Annotated in this window: 21 protein-coding genes and 1 tRNA gene; 16 read left to right on the plus strand and 6 right to left on the minus strand. The window is 51.3% G+C overall.

Going from position 1 to position 18,915, the window contains the following annotated elements:
• The 5 genes from KKD83_02810 to KKD83_02830 all read left to right on the plus strand — a co-directional run.
• Positions 1-860: AIR synthase (locus tag KKD83_02810; GenBank protein ID MBU2535082.1), on the plus strand; the 860-nt coding region annotated here is incomplete at its 5' end.
• A 3-nt stretch (positions 861-863) separates the two neighbouring features.
• On the plus strand, positions 864-1,451 hold the full coding sequence (locus tag KKD83_02815; protein ID MBU2535083.1) for a phosphomethylpyrimidine kinase: 588 nt from the start codon (positions 864-866) through the stop codon (positions 1,449-1,451).
• 142 nt (positions 1,452-1,593) lie between these two features.
• On the plus strand, positions 1,594-2,037 hold the full coding sequence (locus KKD83_02820) for an MOSC domain-containing protein (protein MBU2535084.1): 444 nt from the start codon (positions 1,594-1,596) through the stop codon (positions 2,035-2,037).
• Complete coding sequence (gene nadA / locus KKD83_02825) at positions 2,034-2,945, plus strand: quinolinate synthase NadA (GenBank protein ID MBU2535085.1); 912 nt, start codon at positions 2,034-2,036, stop codon at positions 2,943-2,945. Before KKD83_02820 ends, nadA begins: the two co-directional genes overlap by 4 nt.
• A gap of 9 nt (positions 2,946-2,954) precedes the next feature.
• On the plus strand, positions 2,955-3,278 hold the full coding sequence (locus KKD83_02830; GenBank protein MBU2535086.1) for a divalent-cation tolerance protein CutA: 324 nt from the start codon (positions 2,955-2,957) through the stop codon (positions 3,276-3,278).
• A 41-nt stretch (positions 3,279-3,319) separates the two neighbouring features.
• Here the strand turns inward: KKD83_02830 and KKD83_02835 are convergent, their stop codons facing one another.
• From KKD83_02835 to tgt, 3 genes are all read right to left on the minus strand, one after another.
• Entirely contained in the window at positions 3,320-4,666 is a 1,347-nt protein-coding gene (locus KKD83_02835; protein MBU2535087.1) for an aminotransferase class III-fold pyridoxal phosphate-dependent enzyme, read from the minus strand.
• Between the two features lie 118 nt (positions 4,667-4,784).
• Positions 4,785-5,576 (minus strand): 2-keto-4-pentenoate hydratase, encoded by a 792-nt coding sequence (locus KKD83_02840; protein MBU2535088.1) that lies wholly within the window; start codon positions 5,574-5,576, stop codon positions 4,785-4,787.
• 66 nt (positions 5,577-5,642) lie between these two features.
• Positions 5,643-6,830: a tRNA guanosine(34) transglycosylase Tgt gene (tgt, locus tag KKD83_02845; GenBank protein MBU2535089.1), complete on the minus strand. Its 1,188-nt coding sequence runs from the start codon at positions 6,828-6,830 to the stop codon at positions 5,643-5,645.
• A 74-nt stretch (positions 6,831-6,904) separates the two neighbouring features.
• Between tgt and KKD83_02850 the strand changes: the two genes are divergently transcribed.
• The 5 genes from KKD83_02850 to KKD83_02870 all read left to right on the plus strand — a co-directional run bounded on the left by KKD83_02850 (position 6,905) and on the right by KKD83_02870 (position 12,070).
• Positions 6,905-7,468: a CoA pyrophosphatase gene (locus tag KKD83_02850; protein ID MBU2535090.1), complete on the plus strand. Its 564-nt coding sequence runs from the start codon at positions 6,905-6,907 to the stop codon at positions 7,466-7,468.
• A 164-nt stretch (positions 7,469-7,632) separates the two neighbouring features.
• Entirely contained in the window at positions 7,633-8,625 is a 993-nt protein-coding gene (locus tag KKD83_02855; protein MBU2535091.1) for a DnaJ domain-containing protein, read from the plus strand.
• Between the two features lie 16 nt (positions 8,626-8,641).
• Complete coding sequence (locus KKD83_02860) at positions 8,642-8,947, plus strand: MerR family transcriptional regulator (protein ID MBU2535092.1); 306 nt, start codon at positions 8,642-8,644, stop codon at positions 8,945-8,947.
• A 3-nt stretch (positions 8,948-8,950) separates the two neighbouring features.
• Positions 8,951-11,401 (plus strand): AAA family ATPase, encoded by a 2,451-nt coding sequence (locus tag KKD83_02865; GenBank protein ID MBU2535093.1) that lies wholly within the window; start codon positions 8,951-8,953, stop codon positions 11,399-11,401.
• A 66-nt stretch (positions 11,402-11,467) separates the two neighbouring features.
• Positions 11,468-12,070 carry a VTT domain-containing protein gene (locus KKD83_02870; protein ID MBU2535094.1) on the plus strand — a complete coding sequence of 201 codons (603 nt, stop codon included), beginning with the start codon at positions 11,468-11,470 and terminating at the stop codon, positions 12,068-12,070.
• On the opposite strand, the gene KKD83_02875 is transcribed toward KKD83_02870, so the two are convergent.
• Positions 12,071-12,679, minus strand: coding sequence for a peptidylprolyl isomerase (locus KKD83_02875; protein MBU2535095.1), 609 nt, complete (start codon positions 12,677-12,679; stop codon positions 12,071-12,073).
• A gap of 163 nt (positions 12,680-12,842) precedes the next feature.
• Between KKD83_02875 and KKD83_02880 the strand changes: the two genes are divergently transcribed.
• The 6 genes from KKD83_02880 to KKD83_02905 all read left to right on the plus strand — a co-directional run bounded on the left by KKD83_02880 (position 12,843) and on the right by KKD83_02905 (position 16,873).
• Positions 12,843-12,918 (plus strand) — tRNA-Ala (locus tag KKD83_02880).
• A 190-nt stretch (positions 12,919-13,108) separates the two neighbouring features.
• Positions 13,109-14,350: a hypothetical protein gene (locus KKD83_02885; GenBank protein ID MBU2535096.1), complete on the plus strand. Its 1,242-nt coding sequence runs from the start codon at positions 13,109-13,111 to the stop codon at positions 14,348-14,350.
• Between the two features lie 240 nt (positions 14,351-14,590).
• Entirely contained in the window at positions 14,591-15,493 is a 903-nt protein-coding gene (locus tag KKD83_02890) for a 3-keto-5-aminohexanoate cleavage protein (GenBank protein ID MBU2535097.1), read from the plus strand.
• Positions 15,494-15,596: 103 nt separating this feature from the next.
• Positions 15,597-16,046, plus strand: coding sequence for an SDR family NAD(P)-dependent oxidoreductase (locus tag KKD83_02895; protein ID MBU2535098.1), 450 nt, complete (start codon positions 15,597-15,599; stop codon positions 16,044-16,046).
• Positions 15,995-16,429, plus strand: coding sequence for an SDR family oxidoreductase (locus KKD83_02900; protein ID MBU2535099.1), 435 nt, complete (start codon positions 15,995-15,997; stop codon positions 16,427-16,429). Before KKD83_02895 ends, KKD83_02900 begins: the two co-directional genes overlap by 52 nt.
• Positions 16,430-16,477: 48 nt before the next feature.
• Positions 16,478-16,873 carry a VOC family protein gene (locus KKD83_02905; GenBank protein MBU2535100.1) on the plus strand — a complete coding sequence of 132 codons (396 nt, stop codon included), beginning with the start codon at positions 16,478-16,480 and terminating at the stop codon, positions 16,871-16,873.
• Between the two features lie 311 nt (positions 16,874-17,184).
• Here the strand turns inward: KKD83_02905 and KKD83_02910 are convergent, their stop codons facing one another.
• Complete coding sequence (locus KKD83_02910; protein ID MBU2535101.1) at positions 17,185-18,111, minus strand: DDE-type integrase/transposase/recombinase; 927 nt, start codon at positions 18,109-18,111, stop codon at positions 17,185-17,187.
• A 2-nt stretch (positions 18,112-18,113) separates the two neighbouring features.
• Positions 18,114-18,641 carry a hypothetical protein gene (locus tag KKD83_02915; GenBank protein MBU2535102.1) on the minus strand — a complete coding sequence of 176 codons (528 nt, stop codon included), beginning with the start codon at positions 18,639-18,641 and terminating at the stop codon, positions 18,114-18,116.
• Positions 18,642-18,915 lie beyond the last annotated feature (274 nt).

An 18,915-nucleotide genomic window follows, 5' to 3' on the forward strand; every position in this document is an offset into this window, starting at 1 on the left:
CGACCTTTGGCTTGCCAGTGCTCATGCCACACTTCGGCTGGGCAATCGTGCATATCTGCGCCAGCGATGTTGCCGTACTCGGCGTGCCGCCCAGGTACATGACCATCTGCCTGATGCTGCCACCGGGCACCGAGGACAAGGTACTGGAAGATATCTGGATGGATATCCACCGGGAATGCGAAAAGCTGGGCATCGCCATCATCGGCGGTCACACCGGCATATACCCTGGCATAGGCTACCCTCTGAACGGCGGCTGCACCATGTTTGGCATCGGGAAAAAAGAGCAGCTTACCCCTCCGTCCAATGCCAGGGTTGGCGACCGTGTAATCATCACCAAGGGCCCGGCCATTGAATCGACCGGTATCCTAGCGCTTCAGGCGGAAAAAGCGCTGGTGGATAAATTCGGCCAAGACCTCGTTGAAAAAGCGAAAAAACACTTCGCTGCCATGACTGTGGTTCAGGACGCGCTGGTGGCAGCCCCCCACGCCCACGCCATGCACGATGCCACCGAAGGTGGCCTGCTCAACGGTGTCTACGAGGTCATCGAGGCCTCCGGTACCGGCGTAACCATCTATGAGGAAAAAATCATTATTCCGGAAGAAATTGAGGCCGTTCACCGCTATTTCAATATCGACCCGCTCATCTCAATCAGCGAGGGCACACTGGTGATAGCCGCCACGCCGGAAAATACGCCAAAGATTATCAACGACCTGAAGCAAAACAACATTGATGCCTGGGAAATCGGCGAGGTGACGGAAAAAGATAGAATTTTTATCCGCAAGGATGGGAAAAAGGAAACGCTGACGCCGGTCAAGGTGGACCCGTTCTGGGCAGCTTATTTCAGCACGCTGGGAGGATAAACTTTGAGCACAAATCAAGAGGAAATTATACTGGGTAACCTGGCCCGCGCTATGGCCATGCTCCAGGAAAGCGCCGAGTTCGCGCTGCTCATGCCCGAAGTCAGAGTCAATCTGGTCTATGCCCTGCCGGATGCCAGGACAGGTAAAGATGTCGCCGCCATTGACGGCAGGATAACGGTGGTGCGGGGATTTCCTTACGCCTCCGGCCTGCCGACCTGGGGAGGTTCCGACCATATGGCCCGCCTGATAATCGAAGCGAGGAAGTATGACTCCAAAATAAACGCCGGTATAAACTTTAAATGCGATGCCGACGTGATTGAGGCTATGAAAGGGTACTGCTCGGAGAAGGGATTTCTCTTTGGCTTGATTGACCGCACCAGGGAGCCGGCGGAAGTGATGGCAAAGGACCGGAGTTCTATGCCCTGGAAGCTCAGGCAGCTGGTGGATAGTTCCGGCGGCGTACCGAAGCTCTTCTACGAAGGTGAAGGCTGGGGCAAGGAGCCGCTTTCCGTAGCCGTGGGCGGTACTGCGGTCGAAGTGGCCAGCATTGCCATTGACATCGCAAAACGCTACCAGCAAAAATTGAGCTAATCTGAGCCTCCAGATAATTCAATTCTGCGACCTCAATAACTGGTCATCGTGTTCTACAATGGCGGGAATGCGCCTGGTGGTGGTACAATAACATCATCAGGCAAATCAAGAGTCTCTGAACAAATGAAGGAGTATGCCGCCAATGGTTAGAGTAGTCGCCGTCTGTACCAGTAAGAAAAAGGGAGTCCGAAAACAGCCTATCGCTGAAGGCCTACTGAAAGAGGAGCATGGCCTGGTCGGTGATGCCCACGCCGGCTTGCTGCCCAACCGCCAGGTGAGCCTGCTTGCTGTGGAAAGCATCGACAAGATGCGCCACCTGGGACTGGAGTTGCACCCCGGCGATTTTGCTGAGAACATCACCGTGGAAGGTATGGACCTGTGCAAGCTGCCGATAGGCACCAGACTGACAGTGGGTAAAGACGTTTTGCTTGAGATAAGTCAGATAGGCAAGGAGTGTCACACCGGCTGCGCCATCCGCCGCCAGATTGGCCACTGCATCATGCCTGAGGAGGGTGTCTTCGCCCGTGTTTTGACAGGAGGACCAGTCAGACCGGGAGACGAAATATCGCTCAAGGAACAGCAATGACCGAGCCCAGTGCATTGGTAGAAAAAATTCTGAAACTGAAGAGGGAAAAGAATGCGGTCATCCTGGTCCATAACTATCAGCTTGGTGAGGTCCAGGACATCGCTGACTTCGTGGGCGATTCTCTGGGCCTGAGCCAGAATGCGGCCAAAACGGAGGCCGATGTCATTGTGTTCTGCGGCGTCCACTTCATGGCGGAGACAGCCGCCATCCTCTGCCCCAAGATGACGGTTCTCCTGCCGGACCGGCACGCCGGCTGCCCGATGGCCAACATGATTACCGCAGAACAGTTGCGGCAGAAGAAGAAGGAACTGCCCAATGCCACCGTGGTCTGCTATATCAACTCTACGGCGGCGGTAAAGGCGGAATCCGATATCTGCTGTACCTCGGCCAACGCCATCAAGGTGGTGGAAAGCATTGATAACGACGAGGTGCTGTTCGTGCCCGACCAGTACCTGGGTCACTACGTCTCAACCAAGACGAACAAAAAGTTTCACTTCTGGCCGGGTTACTGCCCGACGCACGTCCGAATTCAGCCCCAGCATATCATACAGCTCAAACAGGAAAACCCCAGGGCGAAGGTGGTCATCCACCCTGAGTGCCGCCCCGACGTAATCGCCCTGGCGGATGAGGTCGCCAGCACCGGGGGCATGATACGGTACGCCCGCAGGGATGACGTTCAGGAAATGATTGTCGGCACGGAAATCGGCATCATCCACCGACTCAAAAAGGAAAACCCGAGCAAGAAATTCATCCCGGTCACGGAACAGGCTGTCTGCCCCAATATGAAGCTCATCACGCTGGAGAAAGTCCTCTGGTCGCTCGAGGAAATGCGGCCGGAGATAAAAGTCACCGAGGCCATAAGAATCAAAGCCAAGGCAGCGGTGGACAAAATGCTGGCCATCGTCTGAGGCGAGCGCATGGAAGAGCCCAGGTATATCGTTGTTCTGATCACCAGTGACAGCGTTGAAGAGGCGGACCACATTGCCCGGGTGCTTGTGGAGAAGAAGAAAGTGGCCTGCGTCAATATCGTGCGCGGAATCGATTCTTATTTCTGGTGGGAGGGCAAGCCCGATTCAGCGCGGGAGAACCTGCTCATCGCCAAGACCAAGTCATCGCTGCTCCCTGAAGTCCTCGAAGTGGTCAGGAAAGTTCACGGTTACGATGTGCCTGAAGTCATTGCCCTGCCCATCATCGGCGGCAACCAGGATTACCTGGATTGGATCGAGCAGAGTGTTGCCTAGAGCACGCCCAGTTCGTCGAGCAGCTTGATTACCCTCCCCTGCTATTTCAGTTCCGCGATTGAGGTGTAAAGTATGTCAAGCATTTCGTCCGCTTCTTTCTCCGTGGTTATAATCGGCGGGTTGAAACGCACCCTGGTATAGTCCCTGGCCAGCGCCATGCGGACGTACAGACCCCTCTCCAGCACCTTCCGCACCCATTTCCTCATTGTTTCTACAGCAAACGGCGATTTGCTTTCTTTGTTTTTTACCAGTTCTATCCCAAGCATAAGGCCCAGGCCGCTGGCATCACTGACATTGGGCAGGTCCATGAACTCCCGCTTCAGGCGCTCCAGAACATAGGCCCCGACCCTTGCCGCATTTTCCACCATTTTGTCCCGGAAAATAATCTTTAGCGCGGCACCTGCCGCCGCGGCACAGATAGGATTGCCGTGCTGGGTGAAGCCGTGCCAGAGCATAGTGCCCTTCAGCCCTTCAAAAACCTTGTCGCTGAGCAGCGTGACGCCGAAGGGCAGGTAGCAGCCATCGATAGCCTTGGCCACGGTCATGATATCCCAGCTTACCGGCCAGTGCTCCTGGCCCCACAGCTTGCCCGTCCTCCCGAGACCGGTCTGTACCTCGTCGCAGGCCATGAACACGTCGTGGTCATTGCATATCTGCCGCACGATGGGGAAATACTCGGGTGGCGGGGCTACGTTGCCCGCCGCGCCCATCACCGGCTCGGCGATATAGGCAGCCACGCTGTCCGCCCCCTCTGTCTGGATGACTTTTCCCACGTAGCGTGCACAGAGAACATCACAGGACGGGTACTTTAAATTGAAGGCACACCGGTTGCAGTAAAAGGTAGGCGCCTGGATAAAGCCAGCAGCGAGCGGTGCATATCCGGTCCAGAACGCGCCGCTCCCGGCACGCGTCGCCGCTGCCGAGCCCATTCCGGCTCCATGAAAACCGTCTTGCAGGCTGATGATTTTATATTTCGGCCTTCCATGAACATGCCAGTAAAGACGTGCCATCTTGAAGGCCGTCTCCACCGCCTCCGTGCCACCATTGGTGAAGAAGAAGTGGGCCATTCCCGCCGGCACAACTTTGGCCAGCTCCGCGGCATATTCGATAATGGGCACGTTCGACTGCTTGGCCAGGAGGTGAGCAAACTGCAGCTTTCGTGCCTGTTCACAGATGGCATCGATGATTTCTTTCTGCCCGTGCCCCAGTGTATTGCTGGTCTGCTGCGAGGCCGCATCGTAGTAAAAATTCCCCTCGGTATCCCAGCATTTCACCCCTTCTGCCCTCTCGATAATGGGCCATACGTCCTCGCTGCCCACCACGGCGAAACCGTGTATCAGGTGCTTCCGGTCCAGAGCCAGGAGTTCTTCAGTCCGCTTGCTAACCATCTTGCCCTCCTTTGTTTCCATTTAAAAAGAGTGTTATTGCAACTGTAATTATACAACAGGCCAGCGTTTTCACGCTGGCCCTATTGTATCGCTTGATATAAACGCCGCTGGGTTGCCGTTAGCTTACAAAGCGCACCGTTACCGAGCCGAGACGGTCAAATGTAGCACGGTAGCTGCACGGTCCTTCAACGAAAAACGCAGCATGCAGCGAGCCGGAGATGATGAATTCGCCTTTGCCTATGCTCATACCGTAATCGGCCAGCTTGTTGGCCAGACTGGCGACCGCCTGAGCCGGATTGCCCAGCACCGCGGCGCCGGCACCGGTGGCGATAATCTCTCCGTCCTTGTCCAGCACCATACCGATGAGTCGCAGGTCAATGCCCTGAACCGGTGTCAGCTGCCCGCCAAGCACCACCCCACAGGCCCCGGAATCATCGGAAATCCCGTCCGGCGCTTTCTTTCTCTGCTCTTTATAGCGATTCCCCGCGATTTCAAAGGCGGGCAATACGCCGGCGGTGGCGGCAAGAACCTTGCCGACATCCACCCCCGGGCCTTTTAATTCCTCCCTCATGACAAAACAAATCTCGGCTTCAATCACCGGCTTTGAAAGTGTGCTCAGCGAGACCGGCTCACCTTCGGGAACGACCATGGTATCGAAAATGTGCCCGTAAATAGGCTCATCAACGCCAAACATTATCTGGTTGGCCTTGGCACAGAGCCCGATTTTACGACCTACAATCGTCTCACCGCTCTTCAGCCTCTCCTGAACCAGTTTCATCTGAATATCATAGGCATCGGCAACGGTTACATCGGGAAATCGGTCGGTAAGATTGGTGATCGGTTTTGCCGTCCTCTGCGCCTGGAGAATTTCCTTGGCTATCTGCTCCATCTGCTTTTCGTCTAAAGCCATCAATAACCTCCTTTTATTAACTGGATTGTTCTTAGATAAGAGTGCCAAGCAATTACCACAGTAATATTAGTGTGATGCACTTCTGCTGTCAAGTTTGCGCCCTTTTGATTCCAGCCACTTCTGCTTCTGGCTGACCCGGGTCCCTTCATCGGTGGGCCGGTAGCGCGACCAGAATTCCTCCCGAAAGCCGGGAAAGGTGCCGTCAATTATCGCGCTCCGTACTTTCTCCATCAAATTATGAATGAAGTGCAGGTTGTGAATCGTCGCCAGCCGATATGACAGTAGTTCCTCACATTTGAAAAGGTGTTGCAGGTACGCTGTGGAAAAGGTGCGGCAGGTGTAGCAGCGACAGCCAGATACGATGGGCTGGCCCATCCGGCTGAAGGTGGCATTTCTGATATTGCGGCGCCCCTCCCAGGTGAAAAGGGCGCCGTTGCGCGCTACACGCGTGGGCAGGGCACTGTCAAAGATATCGATGCCCCGCACCACCCCTTCAATTATATCCTCGGGAGAGCCTACGCCCATAAGATATCTCGGTTTATCTTCCGGCAATAGCGACGCTGTCGCCTCCACCATCTCAAAGGTGATCTTCTTGGGTTCGCCGACGCTCAGGCCGCCGATGGCATACCCGGCAAAATCAAGAGCGGTAAGGAATTCGGCTGACCGGCGCCTTAGCTCGGGAAAGACGCCGCCCTGCACGATGGCATACAGCGCCTGCTCGGGGCGCCGGTGCGCTTTGTAACACCTCTCCGCCCACTTATGAGTGATTTCCATAGCCCGCTGCACTTTCTCAAAGCTATCACCATAAGCCGAGCACACGTCCAGCACCATAATAATATCTGCGCCCAGCTTCTCCTGGTACTCAATGGCCAGCTCGGGGGTAAAAAAATGCTCGCTGCCGTCAATATGGGAGCGGAAGGTCACCCCTTCTTCACTGACCTTGCAGAGCGGGGCCAGGCTGAATATCTGGTAGCCGCCGCTGTCGGTCAGGATGGCACCGTCCCAGGCCATGAATTTATGTAAACCACCCAGCCTTTCCACCGCCTCGATTCCCGGCCGGAGGTAAAGGTGATAGGTATTGGCCAGCACCATGCGGTAGCCAATGTCCTTGACTTCTTCCGGGGTCAGCGTCTTTATAGTTCCCTGGCTGCCCACCGGCAGGAAGGCCGGGGTCGGCACCGCGCCGTGGGGTGTTTTCAGCTCTCCTGCCCGGGCATTATTGCAGGTCTTTAGTAAACGGAAACTGTTTTTCATTTCTTGGTTAGTCGTAGTATAGCTCAAGAAGTTGTGATTTGTCTTGATGGCCAAATAACGATAATATTAAAACAGTGAAGGAAAAACTGAAGCAAATATTCTCTCAAAGAAAAAAACAGCGCATCGTTGACCCGAAACGAGTATCCGCTGCCGTGCTGGTGCCCATCTACGAGAGAGACGGTCAGTACCATATCCTTTTCATCAAGCGCACGGAATGGGTGGAAAAGCACAAGGGCGAGATATCGTTTCCCGGCGGAGTGTATGAAGACCACGATGGCACCCTGCTCAACACCGCCCTGCGTGAGAGTTTCGAGGAAATAAACCTGAAACCCGATGATGTTGAGGTTCTTGGCGAGCTGGATGACGTGGTCAGCGCCAAGACCAACTACAGAATCACCCCGTTTCTGGCCTTCATCCCCTGGCCATATGAGTTCAAGGTTGATGGCCACGAGACCGAGGAAATAATTGAAGCCCCCATCACAACACTGATGAACATTGGCCGCTCGCGTCAGGAATTAAGAGGCAGCGAAACGTTCACCGTCTACCGATACAACTATAAGGGCAGGGTAATCTGGGGGGCGACAGCCCGGATATTAGCTCAATTCCTGAATATCTTTACTCAGGCCGAGAGGTCCTGACCAGCACCTCGCCTTTGGTACGATACATTCAACCGTCTTTCCCAAATCCCATTCACCCATTAAGATATACCAAAGTTAATATCAATTTATTAACTTATTTTATATTACATTATTGATTTTACTGATATTATGATATACAATCTATTTAGAGGTATTACTCAGCCATGGCCAAGAAAGATTATTATGGAATGTTGGGAGTCAGTCGCAATGCCAGCGAGCAGGAGATAAAGCAGGCGTATCGCCGGCTGGCCCGTCAGTATCATCCTGACGTTAACCCCAGCGACAAGTCGTCTGAGGCCAAGTTCAAAGAAATCAACGAGGCCTATGAGGTCCTTTCCAGCAAGGAGAGCCGGAAGAAATACGATAAGTACGGGGACCAGTGGCAGTATGCTGACCAGTTCGAGCAGGCAAAGCACCAGCAGACGCCATTCCGGGATTTTGGCGAAGCCGGCGGGGCAACCAGCTTTCAGTTCGGCGGCGAGGACCTGGGAAGCCTGTTCGATGATTTACTGTTCGGCGGTGGGCGTACGCGCACTTACACGCAGCGCACCCGACCGATGCGGGGTCGGAACCTTGAGACTCCTGTGGAGGTAACGCTTGAGGAAGCGTTTCACGGGACCAGCCGGACCATCAGCCTCCAGTCGGAAGAGCCCTGCCCTACCTGCAAGGGCACTGGCCTGATGCAGAATGCAGCCTGCTCAACCTGCCGGGGCGCCGGAAGGGTGCCCCGCATGAAGCGACTTGAAGTCAAGATACCCGCCGGCGTAAAGACCGGCTCGCGGGTGCGCGTCGCTGGCAGAGGCACGCCAGGCTATAACGGCGGCGCCAGTGGCGACCTTTATTTGATAGTATCGGTGAGGCCGCATCGTCAATTCGAGCGGAGAAATGATGACCTGTACGTGGAAGTCCCGGTGCCGCTTATGGTTGCGGTGCTGGGCGGGGAGGTGCAGGTGCCCACCATGAAGGGGAAGCTGGCACTGAAGATTCCTCCCGAGACGCAGAACGGGCGTTCTTTCCGCCTTGCCGGACAGGGAATTCCCCACCTTGGCAATTCGTCCCGGGGCGACATGTTCGCTAAAGTAAACGTCGTTCTGCCCACGAAGTTATCGGACAAAGAAAAGGAACTTTTTCAACAGCTGGGCGAACTTCGCAGCTGAGAGGAGGTGAGTTTGTATGGAACGAAATGAAGAACCGAGATATGTAATCAGCGTTGCCGCCCGGATTCTGGGCACACACACTTACACGCTGCGCTACTACGAACGGATTGGCCTGATAGGGCCGAAACGCTCGCAGGGCAACATCAGGCTCTACTCGGACAGAGACATCGACCTGCTCCGCCGGGTCAAGACGCTGGTTGAGGATATGGGAGTTAACCTGGCCGGCGTGGAGGTCATCCTACGCCTGGTACAGCGGATGGGCGAGATGCAGAACGAAATGGAAAAGTTGGAATCCGAGGTAAAAAGGCTGGGAGGTGAATAAGCGATGAGGCAGGAGAGATTTACAGAACTGGCATTGGACGCACTGGCAGCTTCCCAGGAGCTTGTCCGCCAGTTTCAACACAGCCAGTGGGATGTGGAACATCTTTTGCTGGCACTGCTGCAGCAGGAGCGTGGGCTGGTAGGCGATATTTTAAGAGAACTGAAAATCGACGTTGAAGCGGTCAAGCAGCAGCTGGAAGGGGCCTTGAGCAGGACACCCGGAGTAGCCTATGAGGCTACGCAAATTTACCCTACTCCCCGAATTAACCGTGTCGGCCAGATGGCCGATGAGGAGGCGAATCGACTGAAAGACGAGTATATCAGCACCGAGCATCTCCTCATCGCCATTATCGCCGAAGGGGGCGAAGCCGCCTCCATTCTGAAAGGGGTCGGTGTGGACCAGGAAAAGGTCTACGGCGTCCTGCAGCAACTTCGCGGCGGGCACCGGGTAACCGATACCAGAGCGGAGAGCCGTTACCGCTCGCTGCAGAAGTACGGTCGCGACCTCACCGAGTTCGCCCGACAGGGGAAACTCGACCCGGTCATTGGCCGTGAGGTTGAAATCAAGCGAGTGATGCAGATACTCACCCGGCGCACCAAGAACAATCCGGTGGTCGTTGGCGAAGCCGGCGTGGGCAAGACCGCCATCGCCGAAGGACTGGCCCAGAAAATCGCTGCCGATGATGTCCCCGATTCCCTCAAGGGCCGGCGCGTTGTCGCCCTTGATATGGGTGCTCTGGTGGCGGGCAGCAAGTTCCGCGGCGAGTTTGAGGAGCGTCTCAAGGCGGTCATGGACGAGGTCCGCCAGGCCCGGGGTGAGGTCATCCTTTTCATCGATGAGATTCACACGGTAGTCGGTGCCGGTGCCGCCGAGGGTGCCATTGATGCCAGCAATATGCTCAAACCGGCCCTGGCCCACGGCGAACTGCAATGCGTTGGTGCCACCACCATTGACGAGTACCGCAAGTTCATTGAAAAAGACAAGGCGCTGGAGCGGCGTCTGCAGCCAGTATATCTGGATGAACCAACGGTTGACGCTACCATAGAGATTTTGAAAGGCTTGAGGCCACGATACGAAGCGCACCACAAGATAGAAATCTCCGATGAGGCCCTGGAGGCCGCCGCCCGCCTCAGCCAGCGTTATATCGCCGACCGGCACCTGCCGGACAAGGCAATCGACCTCATCGATGAGGCGGCGAGCAAGATACGCATCGACACCGAAAGTGCTACCCCGGAAATCCGCTCACTGGAACAGCGGTTGAACCAGCTGACCAATGAGGAGGAAGCCGCCTCGCAGCGACAGGACTTCCAGCAGGCGGCACAGCTCAAGACGGAAAGGCTTAAACTGGAAAAAGAATATAACCAGGCTAAGAATGAGTGGCTCAAGCAGGAAAAAATCAGCGAGACGGTGAACGAGGAACATATCGCCCAGCTCATCTCCAGCTGGACCGGCATTCCCGTTTCCCAGATGCTGGAGGGCGAGGCGGAAAAACTGCTCCACATGGAAGAGAGACTCCACGAGCGGTTGATTAACCAGGAGGAGGCGGTCACGGCCGTCTCCGAAGCCATTCGCCGCAGTCGTGTCGGGCTGAAAGACCCCAGGCGGCCCATCGGCAGTTTCGTCTTTCTCGGGCCGACCGGTGTCGGCAAGACCGAGCTGGCCCGCACCCTTGCCTGGTTCCTCTTCGACGACGAGAACGCCATGGTGCGCCTGGATATGTCAGAGTACCAGGAGCGGCACGCCGTGTCCCGGCTCATCGGTGCCCCTCCAGGTTATGTTGGCTACGAGGAAGGTGGCCAGCTAACCGAGGCTATCAGGAGGCGTCCCTACCGGGTTATCCTCCTGGATGAGGTCGAGAAAGCGCATCCCGAGGTCTTTAATAGTCTGCTCCAGCTTCTGGACGACGGGCGCTTGACCGATGGCCACGGCAGGACGGTCGACTTTAAAAACTGCGTCATCATCATGACCAGCAACGCCGGTGTGGAACACATCAAGCGTGAATCATCGCTCGGCTTTGCTCCCCGTAAAGAAGAAACCAAAGCAGAAACGCAGCGATATGAGGCGATGAAGGAAAAGGTGATGGCCGAGGTAAAGAGGACCTTCCGCCCCGAATTCCTCAACCGCCTCGATGAGATAATCGTCTTCCACGAGCTTACTGAAGAGCAGATTAGGCATATCGTCGACCTGATGGTCAGAGACCTGCAGCAGCGCCTGGCAGAGCGAAAGCTGAACATTGAACTCACCGAAAAGGCCAAAACATGGCTGGCCAGGGAAGGCTATGACCCGGTCTTCGGTGCCAGACCTTTACGACGGGTTATCGAACGCCACGTGGAAAACCCTCTGTCCACCAGACTGCTCAGAGGAGAATTCAAGGAGGGTGAAACTGTAAAAGTTGATCTTGGCGACGAAGGTTTGACCTTCGTCGCCAAGGCTTCGGCCAGGGTCGCTGTCTGAGCAATCGAACACGCGTATCTCCCCTAGTATTGCCATTAGGCAAAAGTTAATGTAGAATAGGAGAGCATGTCCGAACAGGAACCAGAAAAGAAGCCCTCCGCTAAGACAGCCTATCTCCTGGGTCTCTTCGGTATCGCAGCCACACTACTCATGGCGGTGGCTGTTGTTTATTACTGGGAGTGGGTGAGGGGCCTTGGGGCATATGGATATGTTGGTGCTTTCCTTATCAGTATTCTCGGCGGGGCAACGATTATCGTCCCGGTGCCCATGCTGGCAGTCATCTTCGCCCTGGGCAGGGTAATGGAGCACACCTGGCTGGTTGGCATTGCCAATGGTCTGGGCGAAACGGTGGGGGCACTCACTATATACATGACCGGCTACGGCGGCGGCTCGGCAATTTACCACCGCACGCAAGGCAGACTGCAGGCCGCCTACGAAAAACTCGTGCGACTTATGGAACGAAGAGGTTGGCTCATCCTCTTCGTGCTGGCGGCGGTACTTAACCCCTTTTTTTACCCGGCGGCTTTGGCCGCTGGGGCACTGCGTTTCGGTGCCAAGAGGTACATCTTGATTACCTGTGTTGGCAAGATAATCAAGGGTATGACCGTCGCCTATGCTGGCTACTGGGGGCTACGTGGCCTGCTCAGGATGCTCGGGGCACCAATTTAATCAGCTTTCTTCAATGGTTATCCGCAGTATGGTATCGCCTTTGAATTGCGGATTCTGGTTCGGGTCTCTGGGCGTCAGCTGCTCGAGGACATTCATCCCCTCAATTAACTGACCAAAAACGGTGTGCTTGCCATCAAGTCCGTGCTGCGGTGCAAACGTGATGAAGAATTGGGCGCTGTTGGTATTCGATCCGCTATTGGCCATGGAGAGCACTCCGGCATCGTGTTTGTGTGCGGTAAATTCGTCATCAAATTTATAGCCGGCGCCACCCATTCCAGTACCTGTTGGGTCACCACCCTGGGCCATAAAGCCCGGTATAACCCGGTGAAATGTGGAGCCATCATAAAATCCTTCCCGGGCCAGAAAGACGAAGTTATTAACCGTCATCGGTACATCTTTGGCGAATAGTTCTGCTACCATATTCCCCTTTTCTGTCTCAATAATCGCCGTATACTGCTTACTGGTATCGATAGTCATCGAAGGCGGTGATGAATAGGTTTTCGGTTTCGCCTCTGGCGCCGGTGCTTGTTCGGGTGCCTTCTCACCACATGAAATTACAGCGAGCGTCACCAGAAGGATAATTACAACCAGAGTAAGGATTCTCTTCATCATTGTCTTCACCTCTTGCCCAAAAGCGTAAATTTTATTTGTGATTGTAGCCTATTTGCTTCCGAAAAACAATCATTACGGGAGATATACCGCACAAAATAAATGAGTGTATTACTGCAGTTGCCAACCGACCTGCTTTATGATAAATTATACACGTAAACGCGGGGCTGTAGCTCAATTGGGAGAGCGTTTGACTGGCAGTCAAAAGGTCGGGGGTTCGAATCCCCCCAGCTCCACCATAAAGGTAATAATATTACCACAATTTAGCTTCAGTTTCCTGTTCTTCTTTTTAATATTTATGTTTCCAACCTTGTTCGTTGGTAATTGTATTACCAAGGCTAACTAATTTATTGACACCCACTACTGCAAGGGATAGAATTCCGGTGTTAGTGCAGAGATAATAATAACTTGGCATAAGGAATAATTTTCGTGGTTACTGGAACAGACATTCAAACCGTAACACAAACAGAGCACGAACGCCTAATAAATCTGATTGAAGAGTTGATTGCAGCCATTAAAAGATTACCTGATGATGTTGAATGGGGAGAAACATCCTACATGGAGGATGTGGAAATTCTAAACTTTATTCGTATACAAACCCTTTCTCTCCAAAACGTAAAGGAAAATGCAGTCAGAGGATATTACAGAGATACCTTTCATTTGATACGTATGGTATATGAAGCATACTTTGTCCTCAGATTGGTAAGCACGTGTGACAAGTATCCATTCCGAATAAAAATCAAAAGAGGACAGCATGACCCAAGTTTAGAACATGCAAGAAATAGGACTGCCCAAGAAGTTCAAAGAGTGTTTGGTAATCGTCTGGTTAGAACATACATGGAAGATAAAAATACTCTTGTTGCGATACTTCGTGGGATACCTGTTGTTGACAGTCAAGGTCAGGATACAGGTATCATAGTACCTTATTATTATCAAGCTTGGCATGATTTTCGTCCAGTTGAATATCATCTAAGACGTGATGGTCTTCAGGACAGAATTCCGACTCTCCGATTTCTCACTGGTGAATGGGCAGCTTTCTCAAAAAAGATGAAAATAAATTTGAGGGAGGATTATGGACTAATTTATAAGTATTTCTTAACTTTTGATAAAATTCTAGACAACCTATGTCTGAATGGAATCTTGAACAAGAAGTTATCAACTAGAGTTCTCGTACATTATAATTTTCTAAGCAATTTCTCACATTCTACGAGTGACAGCATAAGCCTAGTGTCAACACGTAGGATTACAGAAATAACACCAGGCGGTTTATCCATAATTTACAATCATTATTCCAGCGAATTAGCTCTACTCTATACTTGCCATCTGCTATCAATGCATCTTCAACATGCAATATTCTATCTTAGATGGCGGGCTATCAAATTAAAAAACAAAAGAACTTATCAGTCGCTTTGTCGCAGAGTTGAGGATGATTTTGGATATTTCTGGTTCATCTTTAATAAACCGCATCAATATGATAGATATACGCAGGCCAACCGCAAGTGCAATTATAGAAAGCAAATATTTTATCGTCCCGAAGACATCAGACTTGGAGACGTACGATATTATGATGACCCACTTTACAGGTTAAAGCAATTGCATCAGAGCCAAAACGAACTAACTTCTAGAAATTCCTACATGAGCCCCTTTCCAAGAAATGACGTTTTACCTTGAAAAAGAGTTCTTGCAATCAGGACTAACATAGGAGATAAGTAACTGTTGCAGAGCCGGAATAAGTTGATTCTTCTCAAACAGAAGTTCGGGAACTGTTCCGAATGGCCCACCATGGTGGACGGAATAAAGAACTCCTGCCGTTTCTTCAGATATACCTTCCGGTGGCAGGGGCAGACAATAATACATATTGACGAATATAATAGTGGTCAATAGTATTAATTATTCTGTAAGGAGGAAACCATGATAGTTACCGATAAACTTATTGTATGCGTTGCTCCCTGCGGCAGTTTTCTAGGCAAAGAGGCAAACCCCAACATACCGACCAGCCCCGAGGAAATCGCCGAAGAAGTATATCGTGCCTGGAATGAAGGCGCTTCTCTGGCCCATATTCACGCCCGCAATAACGAAGGCATGGCCACTACCGACCCCGAGGTTTTTCGCGAAATCACCCACCTGATAAAGGAGAAGGGATGTGACATAGTTCTGGAATTCAGCACCTCTCCGGGACGTGAAGAGGGAGCGAGTGTTGAGGATGGATTTAGAGTCCTTGAAGCTAGCCCGGAACTGGTATCCTTCAACGTTGGGGTTGCTGTCTTTATGCGCGCAGGAAGTGAACAAATCCGGCCCTGGACGCGTTCCTTTACCGAGAGAATGATAAAGGCACTGCTGGAGAGAGATATAAAACCCGAGTTTGAACTGCATGGCGGATTGGGCAGTTTAGCCGTGGAGGTCAAATATCTTATTGAAAATTACCCCATCGCCAAACCTTACTGGATTGACTTTCCGCTGGGAATGCAAAGGACCGCACAGAATGCGACCCCCTATACGCCGAGGACTCTGATGCATCTTGTTGACCAGCTTCCTCCAGATTCGATGTTCATGACTCTTGCCGTCGGTGCTGATGAGACACCAGCCGTAGTCCAGTCAATTCTTCTTGGTGGCCATGCCCGGGTCGGTTTTGAGGATAATATATATTACAGCAGAGGGGTTCTTGCCAAGAGCAACGCCGAATACGTTACCAGAATAGCTAGAATAGGTATGGACCTTGGGCGAACGATAGCTACACCGGCTGAAGCACGTGATTTACTGGGATTATCGGAATTACAAGGTAAAAAGAGCACGACTCGAAAGCGCAATGACTGAGTAAATCAATTATAGAGTGGCGCCTGAGATGCGATTGTATCGCTACTGAGAATATAAGCAAGATAACGGACTTCCTGTTCTTATAGATGAAGGAGGTGCCGAGGTGAAGCTCGAGGGCAAAGTAGCCATTATAACCGGGGCCGGCAGGGGAATCGGGCAGGGGATTGCCTATTGTTTCGCCGAGGAGGGAGCTGACCTGACTCTCTGCTCACGAAGCCCGATTGAGGTGGAGAAGACTGCTGAAAAGATCCGGGCAATGGGCCGAAAAGTTCTGCCCGTCCAAGCTGATGTTACACAATTCCACGAGGTGCAGCAACTGGTTCAGGGCACCCTAAATATCTTCGGCAAGATAGACATACTGGTCAATAACGTCGGCGGCGGCCGTAGCGAGGTCGGTGTAGGGGGCGGGGCGGTCAGTAAAAGAGGTTTTAGTATCCTCGACCTTACCGACGATGATTGGGATGGTGCCTATGAGGTCAATCTTAAGTCGCAAGTATACATGTGCAGGGCGGTCGCACCACACATGAAAGCACAAAAAGCGGCAAAATCATAAATATCTCCTCAATCGCTGGGAAAACTGGCGACCCCCATCGAATGCCCTATAGCTCTATGAAAGGAGCGATAATAACCTTCACTTGGGCGCTGGCCAAGGAGTTAGCCAAAGATAACATCAATGTCAACTGCATCTGCCCCGGGCTCATTTATACCCCGGCCTGGAAGGTAGGCGCCACAATACTCTGGCAGAAAGTACCCCGTTATCAAGAGTTGAAGGCACCCGAGGAAATCTTTCAAGAATACGTGAAAAGACTGGTGCCGCTCGGCAGAGAACAGACCGCTGAGGATATCGGCCGCGCTGCCGTTTTTTTGGCCTCGGAGGACGCCAAAAACATCACCGGCCAGACGATAAACATCGATGGCGGTATAGTAATGGACTAGCTCTCTCGCCCTATCTCGAGGATGATTGCATGCTGCTGGGCTATCAACATGAAGGGGGAAACAAGAGGAGAGCTGCTATCAAAGTTCCATCACATGGGGGTGATGGTTAAGAACATGGACAAGGCTGTTGAATATTTTCAAGCTCTGGGTATAGGGCCATTTGAACCATCGAATTTAGTTCATATAGACAGGCAGATGTATGGCAAGCCTGTCGCTGCTGATGTCAAGAATATAGTAAAAGCAACAACGATGGGGCCAATAGGGATTGAGTTAATTCAACCTGTTTCAGGAAAGTCCGTCCACGGGGAATGGGTGGAGAGCCACGGTGAAGGCATTAACCACATAGCCTTCATTGTGGATGACATCGAAGAAGCGACTTCTATAATGGTTGAGGTTAATCCTATGGCAACTCTAAAGAAGCCTAGAGTGCCCACCTATTTGTGACAATAATAGCAGCTATTGGTTCTTCTGGAGTCAAGGTTATCACTTTTTGGTCTACAGCGACCTCGGGTTCACCCGGCCTTTCTATCGGCTCAGTTGTCGTCGGGTCACTGGGAGCGCCGTCGAAATTATTCAGAACATCTTCTCCATTTGCTGTCGCCCCTTTGTTCATTTAAGCGTGCCTACATGGTGTTTTGCGTGTTTGAATTTGACTTATAATCAACCCCTCATAGCTACGTAATATCATATTTCCAACATTTATTAAGATTAATAGACAATACTAAAGTTGGTTCTGTTCTGTCTAGATTGATGACTCATTTTCTCACCGTGCCTTGCATCACTACATCTTTCCAGTTCTTGTAAGGGTAATCAGCCTTAGCAACTTCGGCGGGTGTCCTATTCCCAATGGCTTCATGAGGTCTGAAAAAGTTGTAGTTTATCAGCCAGCCGTCCATTATCAGCTTTGCTGTCTCTTTGTTGCGCATACCACGCATAACCTTTGTTCTAGCTTTAAGAGTGCCGTGAAATCTCTCAATAAGGTTATTACTATTCCCTATATCAAAAGGACTTCCCTGTTTATGTTTCGTATCTGCGCCGAAAACAAGCTCGATTCCATCGAGATAGGCTCTTAGTTTGTCAGTGTAAACGATTCGAGGCACTTTACCAGCTCGGTCTAGGGCTTTTTGCATCAATGCTTCAGCATCCTTTGTTGTGCGGGTGAAGGACATGTGAGAAGCCAAAAGGAAGCGGGTCTGGTCATCAATTATATCCCAAAACCAGACATTCACATCTTGGTCTAATTTAATCACAGTCTCATCAGCTATCCAAACTGAGCCTACTTTGATATTGGAGAGATTAGCATCATTTACGGCACCCTTTGTATATTTGATTATCCACTCATAAACGGTGGAGTCGGAAGGGTAGACGTGGTAGATGCTATCTAACTCCCTACGGATAGCATCAATAGAAAGTCCTGAATAGAATAAGCTGACAGCCGTTGCTATCTGGTCTGGTGGATACTTCATTCCAGGAAGAGCGTCAGTCCCAGCAAAGGTTCGCTTACAATCACGGCACAGATAGTATTGGGTATCTCCCTTTGTCCCGTATTTAACCACATTTTTAGAGCCACAATGCTTGCAGGTTATAGTGATTGTCTGAGTATAGGTAACTTCCGCTAAATGGGCTACTGGTGGCTTTTCAAACATCTTGGCTATTTCCTTAATTAGTTCGGTTTCACTCATAGCTAACCTCCTTTGCATATCTTGGATAATCTATTTCTAAGGCTATCCCGATATTGAGTCGCAATCTGTTCAGCATTTTTAATGTCCAAGCTATCTTCTACAATTTTAGTTACAGCAGTCACACCAATGCCTCTTAATTCCACAAAGGCATTATAGAGGTTGCAAGAATATGTATCCATAAGCCATAACTCTAAAGAAGGGAAAAAGGTAATGCAGATTTCAGAATAATCCCCTTTTTTCTTAAGGCTCTTTCTGCCAACAGCTACTAGCGGGTTCCAACTATAGCCAGTATGACTTTCGGGAAAATTATTTGAATCAAATGACCCTATTCGCCAAGCACCTATGTATAATTCGCCAGATATTCTGGTAATTTCTACATCTATAGGACTCACATTTTTGATTCTCCAACGTAAAGTAAGATGCGGGATTCTGCCATCAAAGTGAGCTTCAATTTGAAATCTATCATGGCTAATACCCAACTCAATGTATTTCCTTCCCTTATTCCTCCACCAATTAACAAATACGTTCATAATGAACCTCCTTATTAAGTTAACACAAAAGATGATAACTTCAAGAAATATGCTTTCTGACATTTGCCCTTCCTCCTACTGTTTTTAGTAGGAGTATAAACCAATTCTTGAGCCTTGTCCATCCGAAGCGAACAGTAAGCTAAAGTACTTAACCTTGGTATTACTAAAGTGGGATTCATTATTGATATCCATAGATGTTATTCTGTTCAGCAGAGATGGAATTTACGGGTGACTGAAGAAGGTACAAAAAATGGATTCTACAAACCTTGACGAA

This window comes from Chloroflexota bacterium, from assembly GCA_018829775.1.
In the GTDB taxonomy this organism is placed as follows: Bacteria; Chloroflexota; Dehalococcoidia; order Dehalococcoidales; family RBG-16-60-22; genus E44-bin89.

Excerpts from the sequence above, each read along its gene's own strand:
- KKD83_02820 (MBU2535084.1), top strand. The coding sequence starts at position 1,594 with ATGGTTAGAGTAGTCGCCGTCTGTACCAGTAAGAAAAAGGGAGTCCGA.
- nadA (MBU2535085.1), top strand. The coding sequence starts at position 2,034 with ATGACCGAGCCCAGTGCATTGGTAGAAAAAATTCTGAAACTGAAGAGG.
- KKD83_02830 (MBU2535086.1), top strand. The coding sequence starts at position 2,955 with ATGGAAGAGCCCAGGTATATCGTTGTTCTGATCACCAGTGACAGCGTT.
- KKD83_02835 (MBU2535087.1), bottom strand. The coding sequence starts at position 4,666 with ATGGTTAGCAAGCGGACTGAAGAACTCCTGGCTCTGGACCGGAAGCAC.
- KKD83_02840 (MBU2535088.1), bottom strand. The coding sequence starts at position 5,576 with ATGGCTTTAGACGAAAAGCAGATGGAGCAGATAGCCAAGGAAATTCTC.
- tgt (MBU2535089.1), bottom strand. The coding sequence starts at position 6,830 with ATGAAAAACAGTTTCCGTTTACTAAAGACCTGCAATAATGCCCGGGCA.
- KKD83_02855 (MBU2535091.1), top strand. The coding sequence starts at position 7,633 with ATGGCCAAGAAAGATTATTATGGAATGTTGGGAGTCAGTCGCAATGCC.
- KKD83_02860 (MBU2535092.1), top strand. The coding sequence starts at position 8,642 with ATGGAACGAAATGAAGAACCGAGATATGTAATCAGCGTTGCCGCCCGG.
- KKD83_02865 (MBU2535093.1), top strand. The coding sequence starts at position 8,951 with ATGAGGCAGGAGAGATTTACAGAACTGGCATTGGACGCACTGGCAGCT.
- KKD83_02870 (MBU2535094.1), top strand. The coding sequence starts at position 11,468 with ATGTCCGAACAGGAACCAGAAAAGAAGCCCTCCGCTAAGACAGCCTAT.
- KKD83_02875 (MBU2535095.1), bottom strand. The coding sequence starts at position 12,679 with ATGAAGAGAATCCTTACTCTGGTTGTAATTATCCTTCTGGTGACGCTC.
- KKD83_02890 (MBU2535097.1), top strand. The coding sequence starts at position 14,591 with ATGATAGTTACCGATAAACTTATTGTATGCGTTGCTCCCTGCGGCAGT.
- KKD83_02905 (MBU2535100.1), top strand. The coding sequence starts at position 16,478 with ATGAAGGGGGAAACAAGAGGAGAGCTGCTATCAAAGTTCCATCACATG.
- KKD83_02910 (MBU2535101.1), bottom strand. The coding sequence starts at position 18,111 with ATGAGTGAAACCGAACTAATTAAGGAAATAGCCAAGATGTTTGAAAAG.
- KKD83_02915 (MBU2535102.1), bottom strand. The coding sequence starts at position 18,641 with ATGAACGTATTTGTTAATTGGTGGAGGAATAAGGGAAGGAAATACATT.